Here is a 25,172-nt window from a genome sequence, read left to right as displayed (position 1 = left end):
GCAGCCAAGGGGCGCGCGGGCATGCTACATTGTGTTCCCAGATATTGTGTGCCGAGATATTGTGCGTCGAGATCGACCACTGAGCTTTTTGCCGATTGCACGGTCACAGCCACAATCCGCTATTACCGTCGGGAAACGTCCATGCGTCTGCGCCACTGCCTGCTAGCCACCTGCATCACCCTGTCGAGCGTTCAGCTTCACGCCGAAACCATCAGCAACCTGTATCAGGTGCGCGAGCCTGTGGCCAGCCAGACGCCCGAGGAGCGTACCCAGGCCACCCAGCGGGCGCTGGAGACCCTGGTGCTGCGCCTGACCGGTGATGCCAAGGCGATTGCCAACCCCGGCCTGGCCAGCGTGCGCCAGGATCCGCAGCAGATCATCAGCCAGTATGGCTACGACGCCGGCCCGCCTGAGTCGCTGCAGGTCGATTTCGACATTGCCAGTACCGATAATGCCTTGCGCTCGGCCGGCCTGCCGACATGGGGCAGCAACCGCCCTTCGATCCTGGGCTGGTGGTTGAGCGACAGCGTCGAGGGCAGCAGCCTGGTCGGCGACGGGCAATCGGCCGCCGAGCCGCTGCGCCGTGCGGCTCAGCACCGCGGCCTGCCGTTGCGCCTGCCCCTGGCCGATCTCGGCGAGCAGGGCGTCGGCACCGCGCAGAACATCGAGGCCAGCGATCCAGCTGCGTTGCGCAGCGCTTCCGAGCGCTACGGCGCCGATGCTCTACTGGCCGTACATGCCCGTGAAGAAGAGGGCAAATGGTCGGGCACCTGGCGCCTGTGGCTGGGCAACCAGCGTGAGCAGGGCAAGGCCGAGGGCGCGGATCAAGCGGCCCTTGCCGATGCCGTGCTCCTGGCCGTCAGCCAGAGGTTGGCCACGCGCTTCGTCGCCAAACCCGGCGCCAGCACCGAAATGATCCTGGCGGTGGAAGGCATGAACCTGGAGCGTTACGCGCAGATGGGCCGCCTGCTTGAATCCTACGGTGCGCGAGTGCGTACTGTGGACGGCGACAAGGTGGTCTATCGCGTGACCGGCAGCGCCGAACAACTGCGCGCCCAGCTGGGTCTGGCCAAACTGCAGGAAGTGCCGTACCAGGCGCCGGTCGTACCGGTCGATGCCCAGGCCGTCCCCGGCGCACCGGCACCGGCGGCGCAACCCGCACCGGACCTGAACTTCCGCTGGTAAGTGGTCGAGAAGATGCGCCGCCGCTCGTGTGGCGCATTCGTTTCTCGCTGACTGAATCCGCTTTTCATCTCTTCTATATATAGCTGAGCTGCCTGATGACTGATATGCGCCGTTGGTTCTGGCTGGGGGCAGTGTTGCTGCTCTGCGTCTTCCTCTATGTACTGCACCCGATTCTCTCGCCGTTCCTGGTGGGTATCCTGCTGGCCTATCTGGCCGATCCATTGGTCGACAAGCTGGAGAAATGGAAGCTGTCGCGGACCTGGGGTGTGGTGGTGGTGTTCGCTCTGTTCACGCTGCTGTTGGTGCTGGCGCTGCTGGTGGTGATCCCCATGCTCGCCAAGCAGCTCGTCAGCCTGTACCAGATGGCTCCGCAGATGCTCGACTGGCTGCAGCACACAGCCCTGCCGTGGGTACAAACCCGATTGGGTCTGGCCGAAGGCTTCTGGAAATTCGACCAGATCAAGGCTGCCATCAGCAGCCACATGGGGCAGACCACCGACGTGGTCGGGGTGATCCTGTCCCAGGCCACTGCCTCGGGGCTGGCGCTGATGGCCTGGCTGGCCAACTTCGTGCTGATCCCGGTGGTGGCGTTCTACCTGCTGCGCGACTGGGACCTGATGATGGCTAAGATCCGCAGCCTGCTCCCGCGCCAGCGTGAAGGGCAGATCGTACGCCTGGCGGGCGAGTGTCACGAGGTGCTCGGTGCGTTCGTTCGCGGTCAGTTGCTGGTGATGTTGGCCCTGGGCGTGATCTATGCCACCGGGTTGATGCTGGTAGGCCTGCAACTGGGCCTGTTGATCGGCGTCGTGGCGGGGCTCGCGGCCATCGTGCCGTACATGGGCTTCGTCATCGGCATCGGTTCGGCGATCATCGCCGGTCTGTTCCAGTTCGGTCTGGATCCTTTCCACCTGATTGCCATCGTCGCCGTGTTCATGATTGGCCAGGCGCTCGAAGGCATGGTGCTGACACCCCTGCTGGTGGGCGATCGCATCGGCCTGCATCCGGTGGCGGTGATCTTCGCCATCCTGGCCGGCGGCGAGCTGTTCGGTTTCACCGGTGTGCTGCTGGCCTTGCCGGTGGCGGCGGTGATCATGGTGTTGGTACGGCACATGCACGACCTGTACAAGGAATCGGACATCTATGCCGGGTCCGAGGATCCAGACCTCTGAACCCGACCGGCCGCCTGGGCCTTCGCAGGCCCAGGTAAACCGTTGATTTATCAAGCAGTGTTGCGCATTGTGCGGCTGCTCGGGCAGGTATAGACTTTGCACACTTCACATTGAGGCCCGTTGCAGCTCGATCCCAGGGCTGTTCAGCCAGCATGAAACCGATTCAGCTGCCCTTAGGTGTGCGTCTGCGGGATGACGCGACCTTCATCAATTACTATCCAGGCGCCAATGCTGCGGCACTCGGCTACGTCGAGCGCCTGTGCGAAGCCGAGGCCGGCTGGACCGAAAGCCTGATCTACCTGTGGGGCAAGCATGGGGTAGGGCGCACCCATTTGTTGCACGCTGCCTGCCTGCGCTTCGAGCAGTTGGGCGAACCGGCGGTCTACCTGCCCCTGGCCGAGTTGCTCGATCGCGGCGTGGGCATTCTCGATGACCTTGCCCAGTACGAGCTGGTCTGCCTGGATGACCTGCAAGTGGTGGCCGGCAAGCCGGAATGGGAAGAGGCCTTGTTCCACCTGTTCAACCGCCTGCGCGACAGCGGCCGCCGTTTGCTGATCGCCGCCTCTCACTCGCCTCGCGAACTGCCGGTGAAGCTCGCCGACCTCAAGTCCCGCCTGACCCTGGCTTTGATATTCCAGATGCGTCCGCTGTCCGACGAGGACAAGCTGCGCGCCCTGCAATTGCGTGCGTCGCGTCGCGGTTTGCACCTGACCGACGAGGTCGGGCATTTCATTCTCACCCGTGGCACGCGCAGCATGAGCGCCCTGTTCGACCTCCTGGAGCGTCTCGACCAGGCCTCGCTGCAGGCGCAGCGCAAGCTGACCATCCCCTTCCTCAAGGAAACGCTGGGCTGGTAGTTGGGCGACTCGATTCAACCGCTCTATGACCTGTTTCATGGATGTTCCATTCGGTTCTAACGGAACTTGCACACCCGGTTTATCTGTATACCTGTCCAGTTCCAGTGATGGCTATGTGCGACCATTTATCGCCCAATGATTCCGGGGATTTTGGGCCATTACCGTGCAAAGGCCCATCCGCAGGGCTGCAAAACGGGGCGTTAGATGTCAGCATAATTCTCCGGAGTCACATTTCGTTCGATTGAATTTGCAAATAATCGCCAGACGGGTATAGTCGCCACTTCTCAACTATTCCTCGTCACGGTCGTGCCCATGCTCAATCGCTTAGCACCCCTCGTGCCCATCGCACTGTTGACCCTTCTGGTCGGTTGCGCGGCGCAAGCCCCGGTCTCCCAGCAGCAGGTTCTGGACCCGGTCACCGCCGTCCAGCCGCATCAATCCCCCTCGAAAGCCTCGCTGGTTTTCGAAGACGAAATCGCCACCGAAGACGAACTGGCCCAGTTCGACGGCAGCAAGGCCTACAGCCTGCCGATCCTGGCCGACAGCATTCTGGAACGTGGCAAATCCCTGATCGGCACCCGTTACCGTTTCGGTGGCACCGACAAGGCGTCGGGTTTCGATTGCAGCGGTTTCATCGGTTATCTGTTTCGCGAAGAGGCGGGCATGAACCTGCCGCGATCGACTCGCGAAATGATCAACGTCAAGGCGCCTCTGGTCGCACGCAACAAGCTCAAGCCGGGTGATCTGCTGTTCTTCAGCACCAATGGCCGCGGTCGTGTCAGCCATGCCGGTATCTACCTGGGCGATGACCAGTTCATTCACTCCAGCAGCCGCCGCAGCGGTGGTGTACGAGTCGACAGCCTGGGCGACAGCTACTGGAGCAAGACCTTCATCGAGGCCAAGCGGGCCTTGGCCATGGCGCCTGCCACGATGATCTCCAGCAAATAACAGACGCAGCGCAACAAAGCGGCGGTGAGGTGAAAACCTCAGCGCCGTTTGTGTTTTCGGGTAATGAATCTAGTCTATTACGGCAGTTGGCTCAGGATGGTTCGGTACATGTCTACCCAGGCACGCGTGTTCGCTTCAATCGCAATGGCCGCCATCCTCGCCGGGTGCGCCAGCGCGCCTCCGGCCAAAGTGGTGAGGCCCAAGGTCATCAACCCGATCGTCAAGAACCCGAACAACGACATGGTCGGCGCTGCCGACGACGTGCTGTTTCGGGCCTTGGGTCTGGTGGGCACGCCGTATCGCTGGGGGGGTAATACACCCGACTCGGGCTTCGACTGCAGCGGCCTGATCAGCTTCGTCTACCGCGACGCCGCCGGTATCGCTTTGCCGCGCTCGACTCGGGAAATGATCGTCATGCGCTCCCCCGATGTCGACCAGTCCCACCTGCAGTCCGGTGATCTGGTGTTCTTCGCCACCAGCGGCGGCTCGCAGGTCAGCCACGCGGGGATCTATGTGGGTGAGGGACGCTTCGTGCACGCACCGTCGAGTGGCGGTACGGTCAAGCTCGATTACCTGAACAAGCCCTATTGGCAGAAAGCCTACCTCAACGCCAAGCGGGTGCTGCAACCCGGCCAGTTGGCCCGTAACCCGTGACGGCAACAGGGCGAGTTTCCTCGCCCTGTTCAAGCCATGTCACTTGGCGGCAGTGACTCGCCAGATCTTGTTGCCCACATCGTCTGCAACCAGCACTCCACCCTTGTGATCGGGCAATACCGCGACCGGGCGACCCATGGCCTTCTCGTCTGAATTGAGAAAGCCGCTCAGCAGATCGATCGGCTGACCGCTCGGCTTGCCGTCCACGAACGGTACGAACACCACCTTGTAACCACTGTGCGGCTTGCGGTTCCAGGAACCATGTTGGCCGATCAGGGCGCCGGTGGTGAAAGGTGCGGGCAAGCCACTGCCGTCGGCGAAACTCAGGCCCAGCGAAGCGGTGTGCGGGCCGACTGCGTAATCGGGAGCAATGGCCTTGGCCACCAGTTCAGGATTCTGCGGTTCGACACGCACGTCTACGTGCTGACCGTAGTAACTGTAGGGCCAGCCATAGAAGCCACCGTCCTTGACCGAAGTGATGTAGTCGGGTACCAGGTCGCTGCCGATTTCGTCACGTTCATTCACGGCTGTCCACAGCTTGCCGGTCTTCGGTTCCCAGGCCATGCCGTTGGGGTTGCGCAAACCCGAGGCGAAGATGCGGTGCTGGCCGGTGGCAGCGTCCACTTCCCAGATCGCTGCACGGCCTTGTTCCTGGTCCATACCGTTTTCGCCGACGTTGCTGTTCGAGCCAACGGTGACATACAGCTTCTTGCCGTCGGGGCTGGCAATGACATTCTTGGTCCAATGGTGGTTGAGCGTGCCGCCCGGCAGGTCGACGACTTTCTCGCCCGCGCCGCTGATCGAGGTGGCGCCGTCGGTGTACTTGAAGCGCAGCAGCTTGTCGGTGTCCGCCACATAGAAGTCGTTGCCGACCAGGGTCATGCCGAAGGGCGAGTTGAGGTTGGCGATGAAGACCGTGCGGGTCTCGGCCACACCGTCACCGTCCTTGTCGCGCAACAGGGAAATCCGGTTGGCGCTGGGCACGCCCGCGCCGGCGCGGCTCATCACCTTCTCCATGACGAAGCCACGTATGCCTTTGCTGTCGTCCGGCTTGGCCGGGGAGTTGGTTTCAGCCACCAGCACGTCCCCGTTGGGCAGCACGTACAGCCAGCGTGGGTGGTCCAGGTCCGCGGCGAAGGCGGCCACCTGAGTACCGGGCGCCGCCGTGGGCTTGCCCCCTTCGGCCCAGCCTACGGCCGGTGCGATATTGACGGTGGGGATCAGGGTCTTGTTGGGTTCGGGCAGTTTGGGCGAGGGCCCGGTCCCGTCGCTGACCTGCAACGATGATGTTTCACCACAGGCGGCGAGGCCGGCTGCCAGCAGGATCAATGTAGCGAGGCGGGTCTTGTGCATGGTCGAGCTCTCTGAGGTTTTGTTCACACAGGGTAGAGGCACCGGGCCTGGGCAAGGTTCAACCGCGTTGTCCGTCAGCAGCGGTGGTGGATCAATTGACGCTCCGGGCGCAACCCTCTAACCTGCGCGGCTGTTCCAGGTGCTCGGCGATCAGGCGATCGACCCGAGTGAAACAGGGAAGCCGGTGCGCAGCGTTTACGCGCCATGCCGGCGCTGCCCCCGCAACGGTAGACGAGTCAAGGCTGCACACGATGCCACTGAAGCGATTCGGGAAGGCGTGTCGCCTGGGTGTACAGACCCCGCTCGTGAGCCCGGAGACCGGCCTGGTGCACTTTTTACGGCTCGTTGCAGAACCTGCGCTCATCCCACGGTGGCGTGGGCCTGGGGCGTGCCCTGATTCATCTTCTGTCGCGCGGGGAGAGCGGCATTGACGTTCACTGTCCGGCCAGTCGGCCACGGTGTCGCGTCGATGCCGCCTGCGCGCAGGTGTAGCGGAGAGCCACCATGAACGAAACAGCCGAGCGCGACGCCCGTCACCTGGCGCGCATGCTGCGCAAGAAAGCCGTGATCGACGAACGCATCGCCAACTCCCCCAACCAATGTGGCTTGCTGCTGGTGCTCAGCGGCAACGGCAAGGGCAAGAGCAGCTCGGCTTTCGGCATGCTCGCGCGGGCCATGGGCCACGACCTGCAGTGCGGCGTGGTGCAATTCATCAAGGGGCGCAACAGCACCGGCGAGGAGCTGTTCTTCCGGCGCTTTCCCGAACAGGTGCGCTACCACGTGATGGGCGAAGGCTTCACCTGGGAAACCCAGGACCGCCAGCGTGACATCGCGGCGGCCGAAGCGGCCTGGGAAGTCTCCAGGCAACTGCTGCGCGATCCAGCCATTGGCCTGGTGGTACTCGACGAACTCAATATCGCGCTCAAGCACGGGTATCTCGACCTGGACACCGTGCTGAGCGATCTGCAGGCGCGTCCACCCATGCAGCATGTGATCGTCACCGGCCGTGGCGCCAAGCCCGAGCTGATCGAGCTGGCCGACACGGTGACCGAAATGGGCATGATCAAGCATGCTTTCCAGGCTGGCATCCGTGCCCAGAAGGGCATCGAGCTATGACCGAACCGCGCCAGTGCCCGGCGGTGCTGATCGCCGCGCCGGCCTCCGGGCAGGGCAAGACCACCGTCACCGCCGCTCTGACGCGCCTGCATCGCAATCAGGGCCGCCGCGTGCGGGTGTTCAAGTGTGGCCCGGATTTTCTCGATCCGATGATCCTGGCCAGGGCCAGCGGTGCTCCGGTATATCAATTGGACATGTGGATGGTCGGCGAGCAGGACAGCCGGCGGTTGCTATGGGAAGCGGCCGAGGAAGCCGACATTATCCTCATCGAGGGGGTCATGGGCCTGTTCGACGGTACACCCTCGAGCGCTGACCTGGCGCGCCATTTCGGTGTTCCTGTGCTGGCGGTGATCGACGGCACGGCCATGGCGCAGACTTTCGGCGCCCTGGCGCTGGGTCTGGCCTGTTACCAGCCTGACCTGCCGTTTGCCGGGGTCCTGGCCAACCGTGTCGGCACCGTGCGCCATGCGCAGTTGCTCGAAGGCAGCCTGACCCAGGGGCTGCGCTGGTACGGCGCCTTGTCCCGGGAAACCGGGATCGAATTGCCCAGCCGCCATCTGGGGTTGGTGCAGGCCAGCGAGCTCAACGATCTGGACACCCGTCTGGATGCCGCGGCCGCAGCCCTTGCGCAGACGTGCCAGGTGGCCTTGCCACCCGCGGTCACGTTCGCCGTCCCGGTCGAGCACCGAGTCGCGCGGCTGCTCGACGGCGTGCGCATCGCCGTGGCCCGCGATGCCGCTTTCGCCTTCGTCTATGACGCCAGCCTTGATGTACTACGCGACATGGGCGCCGAGCTGGTGTTCTTCTCGCCGCTGCACGATGCACACCTGCCAGCGTGCGACAGCCTTTACCTGCCCGGTGGCTATCCGGAGCTGCATCACCTGGTGCTCGCCGCGAATACTTCGATGCTGGCCGACATTCGTGCTCATCACGCAGCGGACAAACCGCTGTTGGCCGAATGCGGCGGCATGCTTTACCTGCTCGACGCGCTGACCGATGTCGACGGCGCCCGCGCCGAGCTGCTGGGGTTGCTGCCGGGCGAGGCGGTCATGCAGAAACGCCTGGCCGCCCTCGCGTTGCAGGCGGTCGAGCTGCCTGAGGGCGTGTTGCGCGGGCACACCTACCACCATTCGCTGACCAGTACCGAACTGCAGCCGATCGCGCGTGGCGTGAGCCCCAATGGCGGGCGTGGCGCCGAGGCGGTTTACCGCCAGGGGCGGATGACGGCCTCCTACGTGCATTTCTATTTCCCGTCCAATCCGGCGGCGGTGGCCGGGCTGTTCGCCCCCGCTGATTGCGCGCGTGCTACCGAGCATCGGGACGCGTCATGAACCAGCCCTACAGCGACAGCGAGCGCGCCGCCATCTACCGCGTCATCGCCGAACGCCGCGACATGCGCCACTTCATCGGCGGCAGCGTGCCTCCCGCGCTGCTCGCCCGGTTACTGGCGGCTGCCCATCAAGGGCCCAGTGTCGGCCTGATGCAACCGTGGCGCTTCGTCCGCATCAGCGACCGGGCCTTGCGCAGCCGCATCCAGGCCCTGGTCGAGGAGGAGCGGCTGCGCACCGCGCAGGCCATGGGCGAGCGCTCCGACCAGTTCATGCAGCTCAAGGTCGAGGGCATCAATGACTGCGCCGAGGTGCTGGTGGCTGCGCTGATGGACGATCGCGAGCGCCATGTGTTCGGCCGCCGGACCTTGCCGGAAATGGACCTGGCCTCGGTCTCCTGCGCCATCCAGAACCTGTGGCTGGCCGCACGCGCCGAAGGCCTGGGCATGGGCTGGGTATCGCTGTTCGATCCCCAGGCCCTGGCCGAGGTGCTGGGCATGCCTGCCGGGGCCAAGCCGGTGGCGGTGCTGTGCCTGGGGCCGGTCGAGCAATTCTACGAAGCGCCCATGCTGGAACTGCAGGGCTGGGCGGCAGGCCAGCCACTCGAACAGATGCTGTACGAAAACCAGTGGGGAACATCGTTGTGAGTATCGCGTTGATGACGGTCGCCGGGGTGGCGCTCGATGCCCTCTTGGGCGAGCCGCGCAAGCACCATCCGCTGGTGGCTTTCGGCCGTCTGGCCAATCGCATCGAAACACGCTTCAACCGCGCCGGGCGTGGCTGGCGCAGCCACGGCGTCACCGCCTGGTTCCTGGCCGTGGTGCCCTTGACCCTGCTGGCCACGGTGCTGTCCTGGCTGCCGCTGGTGGGCTGGCTGGTCGAGATTTTCGCGCTGTACCTGGCGCTGGGCATGCGCAGCCTGGGTGAGCACGTGATGCCCGTGGCCCAGGCGCTGCGCAGCGACGACCTGGACGCTGCGCGTCAGCGGGTCGGCTACCTGGTCAGCCGCCAGACCGAAGCGCTCGACGCCGAAGCGGTGGCCCGCGCCGGTACCGAATCGGTGCTGGAAAACGGCAGTGACGCCGTGTTCGCGGCCATCTTCTGGTTCGTCGTGGCCGGCGCCCCTGGTGTCGTTCTCTACCGGCTGAGCAATACGCTGGACGCCATGTGGGGCTATCGCAACGAACGTTTCGAACGCTTTGGCTGGGCCGCGGCGCGAATCGACGACGTGCTCAACTACATTCCGGCGCGCCTGGTCGCGCTCACCTACGCAGTCCTGGGCAAGACCCGCCTGGCCCTGCGTTGCTGGCGGCAACAGGCGCCGCAATGGGACAGCCCCAACGCCGGCCCGGTGATGGCTGCAGGCGCCGGCGCGCTCGGTGTGCAACTGGGTGGCCCGGCGATCTACCACGGTGAACTGCATGAGCGCGCCGTGCTGGGCGAGGGCGTGCCGGCCGATGCCGACGCAATCGAGCGCGGCTGGAACCTGGTTCGGCACGGCGTCTGGCTATGGCTGCTGGTACTGTGCCTGGGAGGCTTGATCGATGCTTGAACACGGAGGGCGCTTGCGCCAGGCAGTGCTCGATTACGGCATTGCCGAAGCGGACTGGGTCGACCTGTCCACCGGTATCGCCCCCTGGGCGTTCCCCATTCCCGACATCGCGCCCCGCGCCTGGGCCCGGCTGCCGGAAAACGACGACGGCCTGGAAGACGCTGCACGCGGCTATTACGGCTTCCAGCACGTGCTGCCGGTGCCGGGTTCGCAGGCGGCGATCCAGACACTGCCACGCCTGCGTCGCAGCGGTCGGGTAGGGGTGCTGTCGCCGTGTTACGCCGAACACGCCGAAGGCTGGCGCCAGGCTGGGCATGTGGTGCGGGAAATCAACGAGGAGGAAGTCGAGCACTTCATCGACAGCCTCGACGTGCTGGTCGTGGTCAACCCGAACAACCCGACCGGGCGGTTGCTGTCCACCGAGCGGCTGCTGGCCTGGAACGCCCGGTTGAACTGTCGCGGCGGCTGGCTGGTGGTCGACGAGGCCTTCATGGACAACACGCCGCAGGGCAGTCTGGCCCGGCACGGTGTGCAGCCCGGACTGATCGTGCTGCGCTCGTTCGGCAAGTTCTTCGGCCTGGCAGGCGTGCGCCTGGGCTTTGTCCTGGGCGAGCCGCGCCTGCTGCGGTCGCTGGCCGACCTGATCGGGCCCTGGGCCGTCAGCGGCCCGACACGACGATTGGGCCAGGCGTGCCTGCTCGACCAGGCGGCGCAGCGTGCCCAGATTGCCCGCTGCGCGCAGGCCAGTGAGCGCCTCGCGCGGTGCCTGCAACATCACGGCCTGGCGCCTCAGGGCGGCTGCGCGCTGTTCCAGTCGGTATCGTGCGCGCAGGCCGAGCACCTGCAGGGGTTTCTGGCTCAGCGTGGCATTCTGGTGCGGCTGTTCAAACAGGACAGCCGCCTGCGCTTCGGCCTGCCCGCCGACGAGGGTGACTGGGCGCGACTCGAAGCTGCCCTGAGCGACTATCGGGAGCACCTGGCATGAGCACATTGATGGTCCAGGGCACGACGTCCGATGCCGGCAAAAGCACCCTGGTCACCGCGCTGTGCCGCTGGCTGACCCGCCAGGGTGTCGCCGTGGTGCCGTTCAAGCCGCAGAACATGGCCCTCAACAGCGCGGTGACCGCCGACGGCGGCGAGATCGGTCGCGCCCAGGCCGTGCAGGCCCAGGCCGCGTACCTTGAGCCGCACACCGACATGAACCCGGTGTTGCTCAAGCCCAACAGCGACACCGGTGCCCAGGTGATCATTCACGGCCGTGCCGTGACCACCATGAACGCGGTCGCCTATCACGACTACAAGGCCATCGCGATGCAGGCGGTACTGGCATCGCACCAGCGTTTGAACGACACGTACGATGTGGTGATGGTCGAAGGCGCCGGGTCGCCGGCCGAGATCAACCTGCGCGCCGGCGACATCGCCAACATGGGCTTTGCCGAAGCGGTCGACTGCCCGGTGCTGCTGATCGCCGACATCAATCGTGGCGGCGTCTTCGCCCATCTGGTCGGCACCCTGGAATTGCTGTCGCCCAGTGAGCAGGCCCGAGTGCAGGGCTTCATCATCAATCGCTTTCGTGGCGACATCGCCTTGCTCCAACCTGGCCTGGATTGGCTGGAGGCCCGCACCGGCAAGCCGGTGATCGGTGTGCTGCCCTACGTCATGGACCTGCACCTGGAAGCCGAAGACGGCCTGGATCGGCGTCAGTCGGGCAAGGCCGACACCGTGCTCAAGGTGATCGTGCCGGTGCTGCCACGCATCAGCAACCACACCGATTTCGATCCGCTGCGCCTGCACCCGCAGGTCGACCTGCAGTTCATCGGCGCAGGCGACGATATCCCCCCGGCTGACCTGATCATCCTGCCCGGCTCCAAGAGCGTGCGCGCCGATCTGGCCCACCTCAGGGCCCAGGGCTGGGAAGAAGCGATCAACCGCCACCTGCGTTACGGCGGCAAGGTGCTGGGGATCTGCGGCGGACTGCAGATGCTCGGCACGCGCATCGATGACCCCTTGGGACTCGAAGGCGCCGCCGGTTCCAGTGCAGGCCTGGGCCTGCTGGAGTTCACCACCCAATTGCATGCGGAAAAACAGTTGCGCAACGTCACTGGCCAACTGAGCCTCGAACAGGCTGCCGTCAGCGGCTACGAGATTCACGCCGGCGTCACCGTCGGCGCGGCACTTGAGCGTCCGGCCGTGCAGCTCAGTGATGGTCGGTGCGACGGCGCGATCAGCGCGGATGGGCAGATTCTGGGTACGTACCTGCATGGACTGTTCGAAGCGCCGCAGTCGTCCGTGGCACTGCTGCGCTGGGCGGGGCTCGCCGACGTGCAATCGGTGGACTACCACGCGCTGCGCGAAGCGGACATCGAGCGCCTGGCCGATCTGGTCGAGCGGCATCTGGACACCGCTCGCCTGCGTGAACTGTGTAGCCTCCCCGGCGGGAGTGACTGACATGCTGCAACTGATTCTGGGTGGCGCCCGCTCGGGCAAGAGCCGCCTGGCCGAACGCCTGGCTGCCGACAGCCAGCTCGAGGTGATCTACATCGCGACCAGCCAACCGCTGGACGGCGAGCTCGACCAACGTGTGGCTTTGCACCGTGCACGTCGTCCCGATCACTGGGGGCTGGTGGAAGAGCCCTTGGCCCTGGCGCAGGTGCTGCGCACCCAGGCGCGGGCGGATCGCTGTCTGCTGGTCGATTGCCTGACCCTGTGGTTGACCAACCTGCTCATGCTCGACGATGCACAGCGTCTGAACGCAGAGCGCGAGGCGCTGCTTGAAACCTTATCCAGCCTGCCGGGTGAGATCCTCTTCGTGAGCAACGAAACCGGCCTGGGCGTGGTGCCCTTGGGCGAGCTGACCCGGCGCTTCGTCGACGAGGCCGGCCTGCTGCACCAGGCGTTGGCCGAACGTTGCGAGCGAGTGGTGTTCACGGTGGCCGGCCTCCCCATGATACTGAAAGGACCTGCGTTATGAACTCAGCCTGGTGGCTGCAAACTGCCCGTGCACCCGATGCGAACGTTCATCGCCAGGCACTGGAGCGTCAGCAGCAGTTGACCAAGCCAGCCGGCTCGCTGGGCGCGCTCGAGCAGGCCGCCGTGCAACTGGCGGCGCTGCAAGGTCGACTCAAACCTTCGGTCGAACAGGTCTGGATCACGGTGTTCGCTGCCGATCACGGCATCGTCGCCGAGGGTGTCTCACCCTATCCGCAGGAAGTCACCGCGCAGATGGTGCACAACTTCGTCAATGGTGGGGCGGCCATCAGCGTATTGGCCCGTCGCCTGGCGGCGCGCCTGGAAGTCGTGGACCTGGGGACCGCCACGCCACTCAACGATCGGCCCGGCGTGCAGCATGTGCGCATCGCCGCCGGTACGCGCAATTTCATCGAGGCTCCAGCGATGAGCTTCGAGCAAGGCCTGCAGGCACTGCAGGCCGGTCGCGACAGCGTGTTGCGAGCCAAGGCCGGCGGCAGCGAACTGTTCATCGGCGGTGAAATGGGCATCGGCAACACGACGTCCGCCACCGCCCTGGCCTGTGCGTCCCTGGGGTGCGCGGTGGCCGACCTGGCAGGGCCGGGCACGGGCCTGGACGCTGCCGGTGTGGCGCACAAGGTGCAGGTCATCGAGCGGGCCTTGCAGGTTCACGCCGACCTGCCCGACGAGCCCCTGCAACGCTTGTTCTGCTTCGGCGGCTTCGAAGTCGCCGCGCTGGTCGGCGCCTACCTGGCCTGTGCTCAGGAGGGCATTGCGGTCCTGGTCGACGGCTTCATCTGCAGCGTCGCTGCGCTGGTGGCGGTGCAGTTGAATCCGTCCATTCGGCCTTGGCTGCTGTTCGCGCACAACGGCGCCGAACCGGGTCATCGTCATGTGCTCGCGGCGCTCGACGGGCAACCGTTGTTGCAGCTTGGCTTGCGTCTGGGCGAGGGCAGCGGTGCGGCACTGGCGGTGCCGCTGTTGCGCCTGGCGTGCGACCTGCACGGACAGATGGCGACCTTCGCCGAAGCGGCCGTAGCGGACCGTCCGGCATGATGCTGCACCTGGACCTGCTGCGCCATGGCGAAACCGAGATCGGCGGCTTTCGCGGCAGCCTCGACGATGCCCTGACCGAACGCGGCTGGGCGCAGTTGCACGCGGCAGTCGCCGAGCGCTCCGGCTGGGACCGGATCGTCAGCTCGCCACTGCAGCGCTGTGCACGCTTTGCCCAGGTGCTGGCCGAGCAACGCGGGCTGCCGATGAGCGTCGACGCCGGTTTGCAAGAGCTGCACTTCGGGGCCTGGGAAGGGCTGAGCGCCGCGCAGTTGATGCAGACCGATGAGGCCGGCCTGGGCCTGTTCTGGAACGATCCCTATGCGTTCACGCCGCCCGACGGCGAGCCCATGCTGGATTTCTCCGCGCGCATCCATGCTGCGTTGAGCAGGCTGCACCTGCAGTATCCGGGCGAGCGGTTGCTGCTGGTGGTGCACGGTGGGGTCATGCGCCTGCTGCTGGCCGAAGCGCGCGGCCTGCCACGTGAACAGCTGCTCCAGGTCGAGGTCGGCCACGGTGCCTTGGTCAGCGTGACGATGGCGGCCGACGGCCGCTTGAGCGAGCGGTCCTGAGCATGCTGCCCTTCTGGATCGCCCTGCAGTTTCTCAGCAGTCTGCCAGTGCGCTTGCCTGGCATGCCCAGCGCCCAGGCGTCGGGCCGTTCGCTGTTGTTCTATCCGGCCGTAGGGCTGCTGTTCGGTGCACTTCTGTGGGTCGCCAACGCTCTGCTCGCTGGAACGCCGATGCTTCTGCATGCGGCATTGTTGCTGACGCTGTGGGTGGTGCTCAGCGGCGGCCTGCACCTGGACGGGCTGGCGGACAGCGCCGATGCCTGGCTGGGTGGATTCGGCGACCGCGAACGCACCTTGCTGATCATGAAGGACCCGCGCAGCGGACCCATGGCCGTGGTCACCCTGGTGCTGGTGCTGCTGCTCAAGTTCTGCGCGCTGCTGGCCTTGCTCGAACAGGGCCAGCAGGCCGCGCTGATCCTGGCTCCGGTGCTGGCGCGAGCCGCCATGCTCGGCCTGTTCATGAGCACGCCGTACGTGCGTGCCGGTGGGTTGGGCCAGGCGTTGGCCGACCACTTGCCACGCCGTGCCGGGCGTTGGGTATTGGGCGCTGTCGCGCTCGCCAGTCTGGGGTTCTGTGGGGTCTGGATCAGCCTGTGGGTGCTGGTGGGCTTTTGGGCATTGCGGCGCCAGATGATCCGGCGCCTGGGTGGCGCCACGGGTGACACCGCCGGTGCCATGCTCGAATTGCTTGAACTGCTGGTGCTGCTCGGCGCCGCGCTGTAGACCTCCCCCTTGATGGCCGTGCACGGGATGCTGCCTGTCGGCGCTGAACAGGCATACAATCGGGCAGCCTGTCCCTTCCTGCCCGGAGCACACAATAATGACATCGGTATGGCGTACCAGCGGCTGGGTGCTGCTCGGTGCAGCCTTGATCCTCGCCCTGTCCCTGGGCATCCGTCACGGCTTCGGCCTGTTCCTCGCGCCCATGAGCGCAGAGTTCGGCTGGGGGCGAGGCGTGTTCGCCCTGGCCATTGCCCTGCAGAACCTGATCTGGGGGCTGGCCCAGCCCTTCGCCGGCGCCTTGGCTGACCGCTTCGGCGCCGGGCGAGTGGTGTCGCTGGGTGGCGTGCTCTATGCGGTCGGCCTGGGCTGCATGGGCCTGGCCGATTCCGAGCTGAGCCTGACCCTCAGCGCAGGTCTGCTGATCGGTCTGGGGCTTTCCGGCACGTCCTTCTCGGTAATCCTGGGGGTGGTCGGGCGAGCCCTGCCAGCCGAGCATCGCAGCATGGGCATGGGGATCGCCAGCGCGGCCGGCTCGTTTGGCCAGTTCGCGATGCTGCCGGGCACCCTCGGCCTCATCAGTTGGCTGGGCTGGTCCGCGGCCTTGCTGGTGATGGGGGTGCTGGTAGCGTTCATCGTGCCGCTGGTGCGCCTGCTCAAGGACCGACCACTGCCGAGCCAGGGTCCTGAGCAGAGCCTGAGCCAGGCGCTGCGCGAAGCCTGCACTCACTCGGGCTTCTGGCTGTTGGCGCTGGGCTTTTTCGTCTGTGGTTTCCAGGTGGTGTTCATCGGCATGCACCTGCCTTCCTATCTGGTCGATCAGCACCTTCCCGCGAGCGTGGGCACCACCGTGCTAGCGCTCATCGGCCTGTTCAACATTGTCGGCACCTACACCGCCGGCTGGCTGGGCGGTCGCATGTCCAAGCCGCGCTTGCTCACCGCGTTGTACCTGCTGCGTGCCGTGGTGATCGTGCTGTTTCTGTGGTTCCCGGTGACCACCTTCAGCGCCTGTCTGTTCGGCATGGCGATGGGCTTGCTCTGGCTGTCCACGGTTCCCTTGACCAATGGCACGGTGGCGACCCTGTTCGGCGTGCGCAACCTGTCGATGCTCGGTGGCATCGTGTTTCTCTTTCACCAGTTGGGAGCGTTTCTCGGCGGCTGGCTGGGCGGCCTGGTATACGACCAGACCGGCAGCTATGACCTGGTCTGGCAGTTGTCGATTGCCCTGAGCCTGCTTGCAGGAGCGCTCAATTGGCCGGTGCGCGAGCGGCCTGTTGCACGGCTGCAAGCGCAGGGTGCGACGGCATGAACAGGTTGCGCAGTCTGCAACTGGCTGTGGCGGCCGTCCTGCTGGGGCTGGTTGGGTTGGCGTGGTGGGGCTGGCAGCAGGGCGGTCTGGCCTTGCTGCAGTTGAACATGAGCCTGTGCTGAGCCTGAACATGAAAAAGCCCCGAACCTGTCGGGGCTTTTGCGGTGAGCCGATCGATCAGAAGCGATAGGTCACGGAAGTACCGAAGCCATGTGCGCTGTTCTCGTACTTGGCCTGGTAGGCACCCTTGGTAGCGCTGACCAGATTGATCTTCGTGTCTTCTTCCTTCAGGTAGGAATAGGCGAAGTCGAAGGTCAGGTCGTCGGTCGGGCTCCAGCCAGCACCAAAGCTGAGAATGGCGCGGTCACCCGTCGGGATGCGTGGCGAGCGGTTGGTGTTGTTGGTCGGCGACTGGTCGACCGAGAACCCTGTGCGCAACGTCCACTGCTTGTTCAGCTTGTAGGCGGCGCCCACGGCATGGGACCAGGTGTCATGCCAGTTCTGCTCTTCGGTGATGGTGCCGATCGAGGGACGCAGCAGTGCAGGCACGCCGTCGTTCTCGACCGAAATTTCCTTCAGGCGACTCCAGCGGGTCCAGGTGCTGCCTGCGTACAGGGTCCAGTCCTGGTTGAGCTCGTGGGTGACCGAGAAGTCCACCGACTCAGGCGTGTCGATGTCGAGCGAGGCGTCGTACTTGCTGCCGTTGAACGGCCCGAAACCCGAACCTTCGACCTTGGTATGGCCATCGAGCTTGTACTTGACCTTGGAGTGGTAGGTCAGGCCCAGGCGGGTGTCGTCAGTGGCCTGCACGAGCACGCCGACGTTGAAGCCCACGGCGGTGTCGTCGCCCTTGATCTTGACTTCGCCGTCGTTGCGGCCGGGTGTGGCGCGGTTCAGCGTGGCCGACGTCAGCTCGCCTTCGAGGCGATTGATGGTCGGGCCGAAGCCGATCGAGACGCGGTCGTTGAAGGCATAGCTGATGGTGGGCTGCAGGGTGACGACGGCCACATGGCTCTTGTCAGCCCAGTAGCGGCCAGCGAAGCCGCTTTCATAGTCGGTGACCAGGCCGAACGGGGCGTAGAGGCCCAGACCGACGGTCCAGTTGTCATCCAGCGGCTTGACGTAGTAGCCCATCGGAACGCCAACGAACGGCACCATGTCGCCGTCGTTGCTGCCGCCGAAGGTCCCGCGTCCGCTCAGGTCGGTCTTGGCGACGATGGCTGCGGCGCCGACGCTGACCTGCTCACGCTTGATACGCGACATGCCGGCCGGGTTGCCATAGACGGTGCTGGCGTCTTCGGCGGATGACGAGCGCCCGGCGAAGCCGGTGCCCATGCCGCTGATGCTTTGTTCGTTGAGGGCGAAGCCGGCAGCGAAGAGTTGGCCGGATGCCAGAGTGACAGCGAGGCCGAGAGTGGTCTTGAGCATTAGTCTTTTCATTGTTTTAACTCTAGGGGGGCACTGAGGCGCAAGCTACCAACATTTTGATCGCAACGCTATAGCCTGAAACACTCCGGCTAGAGCGGTTTTGTAGGACAATCCGACCAGATTTCGCGAGCGTTCAAATCAGTTCTGCATGCTGCCTGTGCCTGTGGTGCCCGTGCTGCGGGCACGAACGGGCATCTGGCAGGTCAGGTCGAGCCGTCTAGACCGGTCACTTGGGGTTGTACTCAGGAAAAAAGAAATGACGTCAGAATTACGCCGGACCTGGCCTTCGGTTCCACAAAGGGTTCAACCCAAGACAGGTGTGCGGTAACTTGCGTTTACAGTTGGTCGTCACAAATGGCCGCAATGCCATGCGCCGAAGGTCAAATCCCGGGCAAGAAAAAGCCCCGGATGTCGGGGCTTTTCGTGCGTCGCCGCGGCGATCAGGCAACCAGTGCCTGACGCGTGCGTTCGATCACGGCCTGCAGCGGTTCTGCGCTGGAATACTGTTCCGGGTACAGACGCTCGCTGTGACGGGCAATGCCGTGTTCGTTGACGATGGTGAAGCTGAAGCAGCCTTTGCGCGCTGCCATGATCAGGCAGTTCATCGGAGCGAAGGCGTGGGTGAGGGTGCGGATAGCATCCTGGGTCTGGATATGAGTCATGTTGTTGTGTGTTCCTGCAATGGTCACGACTTGGAGCCGTGATCGATAAAAACGTTCCAGTGACGCGGGCCTTTTGGCCGGGCGAAGAACCTGTCTGGAACAAGACAGCCAGTGAACAGCGCCGCTTTGATATGGCTGTTGGACTGACTGGTAGGTACTTAGGAGGGCAGGCAACATTCCGGGCTGAGGTTCATGGCCCTGGAAGCAGATCCTGATCAATCGTAGGTTGGTCGGGGCAGAGTAATTCGCTTGATGCCGGACTTGTTCGCAAGTCGGGGGGCGTTACCTGGAGACCATCATGTTGGCCGATCCCGTGTGAACAGGGTGGTCGACCTGAATTGACTTTCAGCTTGGTACTAACGGGTCGAAGACTATCGCAGCCGGCGCAGGATACGCAAGCTCTTTTGCAAAAAAATGCACTATGGCACCGATGCAGATGCAAACGAAGCGTTGAGGGCCGTCTGTGTACGAAGATGTGTCTGCAGGGCCTGCCAAGCGCTCCTGGATCATGGCTACTCGTTATCAGTCGCTTAAGTCAATGAAAAAAAACGTCTTTTCGAGTTGGTGAAAAAATCGACAGTTTGACTTCAGGCCCCATTCCATACGGGTTTGCGAGGGGCGGGGGGGTGTTGTCCACTGACTTATCCACAGCTTCTGTGGATTGTCCCGACGGCCCGCTCTAGCACGGGATCAGCTCGGCTGGCAGCAAGAACATTTACCGTGAACGCCTAAACCCTGGCGAGATACCGCCGATAACGTGCACATGACCCTGATGCCGGTGCCCTATGTTCAACAATAAACTCAAACAGCAACTCAGCGCCCAGGCCGACGAACTGGTGGAGCTGCGCCAACTGGTCGCCGGCATGACGAATGAAATGCTCAGCCTCGACATCGATACGTCGCTGCGCATCATCGCCTGCAATGAATTGTTCGCCACCACCCTGGGCTATACCGAGGCGCAGCTGGTGGGCCGGTTGATGACCGAGCTGGTTCCCAGCTACGTGACCAAGCTGCCTTGCTACAACAACTTCCGCTCGGCGGTGGCAGCGGGTACGTCGGTGTCCGACAACTATCGCTACCTCAAGGCCGATGGCAGCCTGGTCTGGGTCAACGCCCACTGGAAACCCATCAGAAACGCGGCGGGGTGTGCTCATGCACATCAAGTGCTTTGCAACCGATGTCACCCAGAGCATGGAGAAGGCCGCGGAAAACGCCTCGTTCATCGACGCCTTGCTGCGGTCCACGGCGGTCATCGAATTCGATCTGAAAGGCAACGTGCTGTCGGCCAACGATCAGTTCATGCGCGGCATGGGCTATAACCTGGCGCAGGTGCAAGGCAAGCACCATCGCATGTTCTGTCACAGCGAGGATACCAGCGCTCCGAGCTACGGCGAGTTCTGGGCGAGCCTCAACCGCGGCGAGTTCATGGCCGGACGCTTCAAGCGCCTGGACAGCATGGGTCGCACCATCTGGCTGGAAGCGACCTACAACCCGGTCTACGACACCGAAGGTAAACTCTACAAGGTGGTCAAGTTTGCCACCGTGGTCACCGATCAGGTCGAGCGCGAGGCCGAAGTCAACCAGGCGGCGCAGACCGCCTACGATATCTCGCGCAGTACCGACACCAGCGCCCAACGGGGCGCGGTGGTGGTGACCGATACGGTGCAGACCATGCGCAAGATCGCCGACGACATGCAGTCGGCGGCAAGCGGTGTGGAGGCGCTGGGCAAGCAGTCGCTGCTGATCAGTTCGATCATCCAGACCATCAGCAGCATCGCGCAGCAGACCAACCTGCTGGCCTTGAACGCTGCCATCGAAGCGGCCCGTGCCGGCGAGCAGGGGCGCGGGTTCGCCGTGGTGGCCGATGAAGTCCGGCAGTTGGCGGGGCGCACCAGCACCGCGACCGACGAGATCGCCGCGGTGGTTCAGCAGAACCAGGCGCTGGTCGATGGCACGGTACGCGACATGGCCAACAGCAGGCTGCAGGCCGAGCAGGGCGTTCAACTGGCCGGGCAGGCCGGTGACGTGATCGTCGAAATCCAGGATGGGGCAAAAAAGGTGGTGGAGGCGGTCGCTCGTTTCACCAACCTCTGACGGCCTGTACGGCGCCTTCGCGACGGTTGTATTAGAATGGGCGACGTTCATTCAGCGAAGGTAATCGATATGACAGTCCAGACCGAAACCGCTCTGCTGGCGGGTGGCTGCTTCTGGGGCATGCAGGACCTGATTCGTCGTTATCCAGGCGTCCTGAAAACGCGGGTCGGGTACAGCGGGGGCGATGTGCCCAACGCCACCTACCGCAACCATGGCACTCACGCTGAAGCCATCGAGATCGTTTTCGATCCCAGCGTGATCAGCTACCGTCAGATCCTCGAATTTTTCTTCCAGATCCATGACCCGTCCACTGCCAACCGCCAAGGTAACGACGTGGGCCTGAGCTACCGTTCGGCAATCTTCTACACCAGTGAAGAACAGCAGCGTGTGGCGCTGGAGACCATCGCCGATGTCGACGCATCGGATCTGTGGCCCGGCAAGGTCGTGACCGAACTGGCCCCGGCGGGTGATTTCTGGGAAGCCGAGCCTGAGCATCAGGACTACCTGGAGCGTATTCCCAACGGCTACACCTGTCATTTCATACGGCCGAACTGGAAGCTTCCTGCGCGCGGCTGAGCGTTACACCTCCAAAGTTAGACACATCCAGACATAATTCCCCGACCTTGGTGCGCGCCAGGGCGGGGCGTTTGCTGTCGCAGGCCTCTTCGATGTTCTCCCTCCCCATGCAGACCGCAGCCGCTGTGCTCTCCAGGCCTTGTACCAGGTATCTCTTCGTTGGTTCCCAACCCTGTTTCCGTTACCAGTAGCGAGCCTCGGCTGCAAACGCGTGCGTATGGCATGCGCGAATTCATGTCAGGTGACATGAATTAGCATTTACATTTTTTTCACATTTGCATAGCCTTGCCGCGCTTCCGCATTCAACGCGGTTTCGCACACAAGTTTGCGAGGTCTCCTACAGCCCGCATTCGAGTCTTCGCCCGGGGGGGGCAGACCGCCTTGTGTGGGTTCCTGAGGTCATGCCATGAATCAATTTCCGTTGCGCCCGATTGCGCTCTGCATTTCTTTGTCCATCGCCGGCCTGGCCCAGGCAGCACCCATCGCGGCGAATTCGCCTGCACAGCCGTTGGCTGAAGCACCGACGGACACTGCTGCAAGCGGTGCGGCGATCGAGCTGGGTGCGACGGCCGTATCGGCCACCAGCAGTTCCATTGCCGGCGCGAGCACCACTGAACATTCCGGTTCCTACACCACCGGCAGCATGAGCACCGCGACCAAGCTGCCGCTGTCGATCCGTGAAACGCCACAGTCGGTCAGCGTCATCACTCGCCAGCGCATCGAAGATCAAGGGCTGAACGACGTCAACGACGTGGTCAAGTACGCACCTGGCGTCACCCTTCGAAAGTTCGGCGGTGACCGTCAGCAGTTCCTGGCGCGTGGTTTCACCATCGACAACCTCATGTACGACGGCTTGCCGACCATTCTCAGCACGTTCACTCAGGACACGTTGGCTGAGGCTGACCTGGCGATATATGACCACGTCGAGGTTGTACGGGGAGCGACCGGCTTGATGACCGGCTCCGGCAGTCCCTCGGCCACGCTGAACTTGGTGCGCAAGCGCCCGACAGCCACTCCGCAGGTGAGCATCACCACCAGCGCCGGCAGTTGGGATCGTTATCGCACAGAGGTGGATGCATCGAACAAGCTGAATGACTCCGGTACCGTTCGCGGTCGGGTGGTGGCGGCCTATCAGGATGACAAGAGCTTTATCGATGAGCGCGACAAGCAGCGCCAGACCTTCTACGGTGTCCTTGAAGCTGATCTGAGCGACTCGACCACGTGGACCATCGGCGCGTCGAAACAGCGCGACGATGCCACCTCGGACTGGGGCAGCCTGCCGTCCGGCTACAATGGTGAATACCTCGGCCTGCCGCGCTCGACCTTTCTCAGCGGCGACTGGGCCTACTGGGATCGCGACAACGTCAGCGTTTTCACCGACCTGACCCATCGTTTCGACAATGGTTGGAACGCCCGTCTGGCCGGTTCGAAGATCTGGGCCGAGTCCAACACGTTCTCCAATTACCTGAGCTTTCCCTTTCCTTACCTGGGTTCGGGCTACGAGCAAGGCGCCGGTCAGTACGACACCACCGATACCCAGACCAACCTGGACGGCTCGCTGTCCGGCCCGTTCCAGCTGTTTGGTCGCGAGCACGAGTTGAGTGTCGGGGTGAGCCATCGCCAGGAGAAGTTCGACCAGACTGGCGGCTACTGGGCTGGGTATCCAGTGGATCCCTACAACATTCGTCCCGAACTGGTGCCGAAACCTTCAAGGGCCGATCGGTCGCCCTATGCCAGCAAGAATACGGCCACCGAAGACGCTGCCTACGCCGTTGCGCGCTTCAATCCGATCGATCCCCTGCACATCATCGTCGGCAGTCGGTTGAGCTGGTATGACTACGATAACCGGACCGGTCCAGGCGACTACAAGGTGACTCAGGAAGTCACGCCATACGCGGGCGTGATCTACGACCTCAATGACACCTACTCGGTGTATGCGAGTTACACCGAAATCTTCAAACCACAGACCGAGCAGGACAGTGGCGGCTCGGTACTGGATCCGATGACCGGCAAGAGCTATGAGATCGGACTCAAGGGCGAGTACTTCGACGGAGCCTTGAACGCTTCCTTTGCATTGTTCGACATGACTCAGGAGAAGCGGGCCTACCTGCTGACCAACCAGAACGCATCCAATTGCGCGACGTTCCCTGCGACCAGTTGCTACGGTTCGGCCGGCGAAGTACGCAGCCGCGGCATCGACACGGAAATCACCGGCGCGCTTACGCCGAACTGGCAATTCTCGGCTGCCTATACGCTCATCCTCAGTCAATACGTCAAGGATGCTGTCGAAAGGAACGAGGGTCGCAAGTTCGCGCCCGATCAGCCCAAGCATCTGTTCAAGGCAGCCACCAGTTACAACTTCGAGGGTAACCTGAACAAATTGCGTATTGGTGCGGATGTCATCGCCCAGAGCGATACCTTCAATCGGGTCGGCAGTGGCTATGCCACTCAGGATTCGTATGCTGTGGTTGGTTTGATGGCGGGCTATCAGTTCGACGAGCACTGGGACGGTCGCGTCAATTTCAACAACGTTTTCGATGAGAAGTACTGGCAGGGCATACCGACAGGCTCGGGGAGCGGTACCTATGGCGATCCGCGCAACGTGATGTTCTCGTTGAAGTGGTCCCTGTAGAGACGATTGCCCCCATGGGCCTGAAATAGGCCCATGGTTTGGATGCCGGTGCTTCAAGCGCAATCCGGGACATTCGTGAAGACACTCCTCATCATCGGCATCGGTGCCGGTCATCCCGAACACATCACCGTCCAGGCCGCCCGTGCGCTGGGGCGGGTGGATGTGTTCTTCCTGTTGGACAAGGGCGAGCACAAGGGCAAGCTCAATGCCCTGCGTCGCGACATTCTGGAACGTCACACAACGCCTGGCGCGTATCGAGTGGTCGAGGTGCTTCAGCCCGAGCGCCCGGCCGGGTCGGATTATCGGGCGTCGGTGGATGTTCTGAACACGCGCAAGCGCGCGGTCTTCGAGCAACTGCTGGACGACGAAGTGGCCGATGGCGAGTGCGCCGGGGTGCTGGTGTGGGGCGATCCGTCGCTGTATGACAGTACGTTGCGCATCGTCGAGGCGATTGCTGCCGACGGGGTGCGGGCGCTGGACTATGAAGTGTTCCCCGGCGTGACCAGCGTTCAGGCGCTGACGGCGGCGCATCGGATCACCCTCAACAGCATTGCCGGCGCGGTGCAGATCACCACGGGGCGCCGTCTGGCGACGGGGATGCCCGATGGGGTCGATACGGTGGTGGTGATGCTCGATGCGCAGGACGGCTTCCTGGCCTTGCTCGGGGAGAACCTGGACATCTATTGGGGCGCGTATGTGGGAACCGTGGATGAAGTGCTGCTGAGCGGACGGCTCGATGACGTGGCCGAGGCGATCGTTCAGGCGCGGCAGGCGGCGCGGCGTCGGCATGGGTGGATCATGGACAGCTATCTGCTCAGGCGGCGTACCTGACACTCCGCGGCGCAGCTGGACGCGGCTCGCGCCGCTGCTACAGGGGTTGTGTGGTGTGAGGGGTCTGTAGCAGCGGTGCAAGCCGCGTCGGCGGACGAGGTGATCTGTCTGACACTCCGCGGCGCAGCCGGACGCGGCTCGCGCCGCTGCTACAGGGGTTGTGTGGT

At 63.8% G+C, this 25,172-nt stretch carries 25 protein-coding genes, 1 pseudogene and 1 riboswitch; of the genes and pseudogenes, 23 read left to right on the top strand and 3 right to left on the bottom strand.

The genetic code is table 11. The annotated features are described in order from the left end of the window. The first annotated feature begins 141 nt into the window (after positions 1 to 141). The 5 genes from ABMD26_RS03740 (at position 142) to ABMD26_RS03720 (ending at position 4,813) form a co-directional block, all read left to right on the top strand. The gene (locus ABMD26_RS03740; protein ID WP_134721409.1) at positions 142 to 1,185 is read left to right on the top strand and encodes a DUF2066 domain-containing protein; all 1,044 of its coding nucleotides are present in this window, start codon (positions 142 to 144) and stop codon (positions 1,183 to 1,185) included. A gap of 95 nt (positions 1,186 to 1,280) precedes the next feature. After that, complete coding sequence (locus ABMD26_RS03735) at positions 1,281 to 2,354, top strand: AI-2E family transporter (protein ID WP_049859061.1); 1,074 nt, start codon at positions 1,281 to 1,283, stop codon at positions 2,352 to 2,354. A gap of 152 nt (positions 2,355 to 2,506) precedes the next feature. After that, entirely contained in the window at positions 2,507 to 3,211 is a 705-nt protein-coding gene (gene hda / locus ABMD26_RS03730) for a DnaA regulatory inactivator Hda (protein WP_049859062.1), read from the top strand. A 312-nt stretch (positions 3,212 to 3,523) separates the two neighbouring features. Then, positions 3,524 to 4,159 (top strand): C40 family peptidase, encoded by a 636-nt coding sequence (locus tag ABMD26_RS03725; RefSeq protein ID WP_049859063.1) that lies wholly within the window; start codon positions 3,524 to 3,526, stop codon positions 4,157 to 4,159. 108 nt (positions 4,160 to 4,267) lie between these two features. Next, the gene (locus ABMD26_RS03720) at positions 4,268 to 4,813 is read left to right on the top strand and encodes a C40 family peptidase (protein ID WP_049859064.1); all 546 of its coding nucleotides are present in this window, start codon (positions 4,268 to 4,270) and stop codon (positions 4,811 to 4,813) included. Between the two features lie 39 nt (positions 4,814 to 4,852). Here ABMD26_RS03720 and ABMD26_RS03715 read toward each other — a convergent pair whose 3' ends face one another. Next, positions 4,853 to 6,166: a PQQ-dependent sugar dehydrogenase gene (locus ABMD26_RS03715; protein ID WP_049859065.1), complete on the bottom strand. Its 1,314-nt coding sequence runs from the start codon at positions 6,164 to 6,166 to the stop codon at positions 4,853 to 4,855. Between the two features lie 120 nt (positions 6,167 to 6,286). Beyond that, positions 6,287 to 6,507: riboswitch (cobalamin riboswitch) on the top strand. A 163-nt stretch (positions 6,508 to 6,670) separates the two neighbouring features. Between ABMD26_RS03715 and cobO the strand changes: the two genes are divergently transcribed. The 12 genes from cobO (at position 6,671) to ABMD26_RS03655 (ending at position 16,904) form a co-directional block, all read left to right on the top strand. Further along, positions 6,671 to 7,282, top strand: a complete 612-nt coding sequence (cobO, locus tag ABMD26_RS03710) for a cob(I)yrinic acid a,c-diamide adenosyltransferase (RefSeq protein WP_049859066.1) — start codon at positions 6,671 to 6,673, stop codon at positions 7,280 to 7,282. Next, positions 7,279 to 8,613: a cobyrinic acid a,c-diamide synthase CobB gene (locus ABMD26_RS03705; RefSeq protein ID WP_354308010.1), complete on the top strand. Its 1,335-nt coding sequence runs from the start codon at positions 7,279 to 7,281 to the stop codon at positions 8,611 to 8,613. The genes cobO and ABMD26_RS03705 overlap by 4 nt, the downstream gene beginning before the upstream one ends. Then, positions 8,610 to 9,257, top strand: a complete 648-nt coding sequence (gene bluB / locus ABMD26_RS03700; RefSeq protein WP_134721407.1) for a 5,6-dimethylbenzimidazole synthase — start codon at positions 8,610 to 8,612, stop codon at positions 9,255 to 9,257. Before ABMD26_RS03705 ends, bluB begins: the two co-directional genes overlap by 4 nt. Before the next feature lie 11 nt (positions 9,258 to 9,268). Then, on the top strand, positions 9,269 to 10,162 hold the full coding sequence (gene cbiB, locus ABMD26_RS03695) for an adenosylcobinamide-phosphate synthase CbiB (RefSeq protein ID WP_167649271.1): 894 nt from the start codon (positions 9,269 to 9,271) through the stop codon (positions 10,160 to 10,162). After that, a complete protein-coding gene (gene cobD, locus ABMD26_RS03690) occupies positions 10,155 to 11,147 on the top strand; it encodes a threonine-phosphate decarboxylase CobD (protein ID WP_134721405.1) in 993 nt (330 codons plus the stop codon). Before cbiB ends, cobD begins: the two co-directional genes overlap by 8 nt. Beyond that, entirely contained in the window at positions 11,144 to 12,610 is a 1,467-nt protein-coding gene (locus ABMD26_RS03685) for a cobyric acid synthase (RefSeq protein ID WP_134721404.1), read from the top strand. The genes cobD and ABMD26_RS03685 overlap by 4 nt, the downstream gene beginning before the upstream one ends. 1 nt (position 12,611) lies before the next feature. Continuing rightward, the gene (cobU, locus tag ABMD26_RS03680; RefSeq protein ID WP_134721403.1) at positions 12,612 to 13,133 is read left to right on the top strand and encodes a bifunctional adenosylcobinamide kinase/adenosylcobinamide-phosphate guanylyltransferase; all 522 of its coding nucleotides are present in this window, start codon (positions 12,612 to 12,614) and stop codon (positions 13,131 to 13,133) included. After that, on the top strand, positions 13,130 to 14,185 hold the full coding sequence (gene cobT / locus ABMD26_RS03675; protein WP_134721402.1) for a nicotinate-nucleotide--dimethylbenzimidazole phosphoribosyltransferase: 1,056 nt from the start codon (positions 13,130 to 13,132) through the stop codon (positions 14,183 to 14,185). Before cobU ends, cobT begins: the two co-directional genes overlap by 4 nt. Continuing rightward, the gene (cobC, locus tag ABMD26_RS03670) at positions 14,182 to 14,754 is read left to right on the top strand and encodes an alpha-ribazole phosphatase family protein (protein WP_134721401.1); all 573 of its coding nucleotides are present in this window, start codon (positions 14,182 to 14,184) and stop codon (positions 14,752 to 14,754) included. The genes cobT and cobC overlap by 4 nt, the downstream gene beginning before the upstream one ends. A gap of 2 nt (positions 14,755 to 14,756) precedes the next feature. After that, on the top strand, positions 14,757 to 15,476 hold the full coding sequence (locus ABMD26_RS03665) for an adenosylcobinamide-GDP ribazoletransferase (RefSeq protein ID WP_354307995.1): 720 nt from the start codon (positions 14,757 to 14,759) through the stop codon (positions 15,474 to 15,476). 97 nt (positions 15,477 to 15,573) lie between these two features. Then, entirely contained in the window at positions 15,574 to 16,782 is a 1,209-nt protein-coding gene (locus tag ABMD26_RS03660) for an MFS transporter (protein WP_354307991.1), read from the top strand. Further along, complete coding sequence (locus ABMD26_RS03655) at positions 16,779 to 16,904, top strand: hypothetical protein (RefSeq protein WP_274604582.1); 126 nt, start codon at positions 16,779 to 16,781, stop codon at positions 16,902 to 16,904. The genes ABMD26_RS03660 and ABMD26_RS03655 overlap by 4 nt, the downstream gene beginning before the upstream one ends. A gap of 55 nt (positions 16,905 to 16,959) precedes the next feature. Here ABMD26_RS03655 and ABMD26_RS03650 read toward each other — a convergent pair whose 3' ends face one another. Both ABMD26_RS03650 and ABMD26_RS03645 read right to left on the bottom strand, forming a co-directional pair. Further along, a complete protein-coding gene (locus ABMD26_RS03650) occupies positions 16,960 to 18,222 on the bottom strand; it encodes an OmpP1/FadL family transporter (protein ID WP_056843121.1) in 1,263 nt (420 codons plus the stop codon). Between the two features lie 428 nt (positions 18,223 to 18,650). Next, the gene (locus ABMD26_RS03645) at positions 18,651 to 18,872 is read right to left on the bottom strand and encodes a hypothetical protein (RefSeq protein ID WP_049859078.1); all 222 of its coding nucleotides are present in this window, start codon (positions 18,870 to 18,872) and stop codon (positions 18,651 to 18,653) included. Positions 18,873 to 19,657: 785 nt separating this feature from the next. Between ABMD26_RS03645 and ABMD26_RS22125 the strand changes: the two genes are divergently transcribed. From ABMD26_RS22125 to cobF, 6 genes and pseudogenes are all read left to right on the top strand, one after another. Beyond that, positions 19,658 to 20,191 carry a PAS domain-containing protein gene (locus ABMD26_RS22125; protein ID WP_502948296.1) on the top strand — a complete coding sequence of 178 codons (534 nt, stop codon included), beginning with the start codon at positions 19,658 to 19,660 and terminating at the stop codon, positions 20,189 to 20,191. Further along, positions 20,172 to 20,387 (top strand): annotated as a pseudogene (locus ABMD26_RS22120) (PAS domain-containing protein); the annotation flags it as partial. The gene ABMD26_RS22125 and the pseudogene ABMD26_RS22120, both read left to right, overlap by 20 nt. Before the next feature lie 9 nt (positions 20,388 to 20,396). Continuing rightward, positions 20,397 to 20,966: a methyl-accepting chemotaxis protein gene (locus ABMD26_RS22115; protein ID WP_236707073.1), complete on the top strand. Its 570-nt coding sequence runs from the start codon at positions 20,397 to 20,399 to the stop codon at positions 20,964 to 20,966. Between the two features lie 69 nt (positions 20,967 to 21,035). Further along, entirely contained in the window at positions 21,036 to 21,542 is a 507-nt protein-coding gene (gene msrA, locus ABMD26_RS03635) for a peptide-methionine (S)-S-oxide reductase MsrA (protein ID WP_134721397.1), read from the top strand. A gap of 406 nt (positions 21,543 to 21,948) precedes the next feature. Then, positions 21,949 to 24,174, top strand: a complete 2,226-nt coding sequence (locus ABMD26_RS03630; RefSeq protein ID WP_134721396.1) for a TonB-dependent siderophore receptor — start codon at positions 21,949 to 21,951, stop codon at positions 24,172 to 24,174. Between the two features lie 75 nt (positions 24,175 to 24,249). Next, positions 24,250 to 25,005, top strand: a complete 756-nt coding sequence (gene cobF, locus ABMD26_RS03625) for a precorrin-6A synthase (deacetylating) (protein ID WP_354307978.1) — start codon at positions 24,250 to 24,252, stop codon at positions 25,003 to 25,005. Positions 25,006 to 25,172 lie beyond the last annotated feature (167 nt).

Origin of the sequence: Pseudomonas sp. PvP001, from assembly GCF_040546375.1 — a bacterium.
Lineage (GTDB): Bacteria > Pseudomonadota > Gammaproteobacteria > Pseudomonadales > Pseudomonadaceae > Aquipseudomonas > Aquipseudomonas coleopterorum.
This window is presented reverse-complemented; position numbering and strand designations above follow the sequence as displayed.

Coding starts and splice junctions, on each gene's coding strand:
- ABMD26_RS03705 (WP_354308010.1), top strand. CDS start 7,279: ATGACCGAACCGCGCCAGTGCCCGGCGGTGCTGATCGCCGCGCCGGCC.
- ABMD26_RS03715 (WP_049859065.1), bottom strand. CDS start 6,166: ATGCACAAGACCCGCCTCGCTACATTGATCCTGCTGGCAGCCGGCCTC.
- ABMD26_RS03740 (WP_134721409.1), top strand. CDS start 142: ATGCGTCTGCGCCACTGCCTGCTAGCCACCTGCATCACCCTGTCGAGC.
- ABMD26_RS03720 (WP_049859064.1), top strand. CDS start 4,268: ATGTCTACCCAGGCACGCGTGTTCGCTTCAATCGCAATGGCCGCCATC.
- cobO (WP_049859066.1), top strand. CDS start 6,671: ATGAACGAAACAGCCGAGCGCGACGCCCGTCACCTGGCGCGCATGCTG.
- hda (WP_049859062.1), top strand. CDS start 2,507: ATGAAACCGATTCAGCTGCCCTTAGGTGTGCGTCTGCGGGATGACGCG.
- ABMD26_RS03685 (WP_134721404.1), top strand. CDS start 11,144: ATGAGCACATTGATGGTCCAGGGCACGACGTCCGATGCCGGCAAAAGC.
- ABMD26_RS03655 (WP_274604582.1), top strand. CDS start 16,779: ATGAACAGGTTGCGCAGTCTGCAACTGGCTGTGGCGGCCGTCCTGCTG.
- cobT (WP_134721402.1), top strand. CDS start 13,130: ATGAACTCAGCCTGGTGGCTGCAAACTGCCCGTGCACCCGATGCGAAC.
- ABMD26_RS03660 (WP_354307991.1), top strand. CDS start 15,574: ATGACATCGGTATGGCGTACCAGCGGCTGGGTGCTGCTCGGTGCAGCC.
- cobU (WP_134721403.1), top strand. CDS start 12,612: ATGCTGCAACTGATTCTGGGTGGCGCCCGCTCGGGCAAGAGCCGCCTG.
- bluB (WP_134721407.1), top strand. CDS start 8,610: ATGAACCAGCCCTACAGCGACAGCGAGCGCGCCGCCATCTACCGCGTC.
- ABMD26_RS03650 (WP_056843121.1), bottom strand. CDS start 18,222: ATGAAAAGACTAATGCTCAAGACCACTCTCGGCCTCGCTGTCACTCTG.
- cobD (WP_134721405.1), top strand. CDS start 10,155: ATGCTTGAACACGGAGGGCGCTTGCGCCAGGCAGTGCTCGATTACGGC.
- cbiB (WP_167649271.1), top strand. CDS start 9,269: ATGACGGTCGCCGGGGTGGCGCTCGATGCCCTCTTGGGCGAGCCGCGC.
- ABMD26_RS03735 (WP_049859061.1), top strand. CDS start 1,281: ATGACTGATATGCGCCGTTGGTTCTGGCTGGGGGCAGTGTTGCTGCTC.
- ABMD26_RS03645 (WP_049859078.1), bottom strand. CDS start 18,872: ATGACTCATATCCAGACCCAGGATGCTATCCGCACCCTCACCCACGCC.
- ABMD26_RS03630 (WP_134721396.1), top strand. CDS start 21,949: ATGAATCAATTTCCGTTGCGCCCGATTGCGCTCTGCATTTCTTTGTCC.
- ABMD26_RS03665 (WP_354307995.1), top strand. CDS start 14,757: ATGCTGCCCTTCTGGATCGCCCTGCAGTTTCTCAGCAGTCTGCCAGTG.
- msrA (WP_134721397.1), top strand. CDS start 21,036: ATGACAGTCCAGACCGAAACCGCTCTGCTGGCGGGTGGCTGCTTCTGG.
- ABMD26_RS03725 (WP_049859063.1), top strand. CDS start 3,524: ATGCTCAATCGCTTAGCACCCCTCGTGCCCATCGCACTGTTGACCCTT.
- cobC (WP_134721401.1), top strand. CDS start 14,182: ATGATGCTGCACCTGGACCTGCTGCGCCATGGCGAAACCGAGATCGGC.
- ABMD26_RS22125 (WP_502948296.1), top strand. CDS start 19,658: ATGTTCAACAATAAACTCAAACAGCAACTCAGCGCCCAGGCCGACGAA.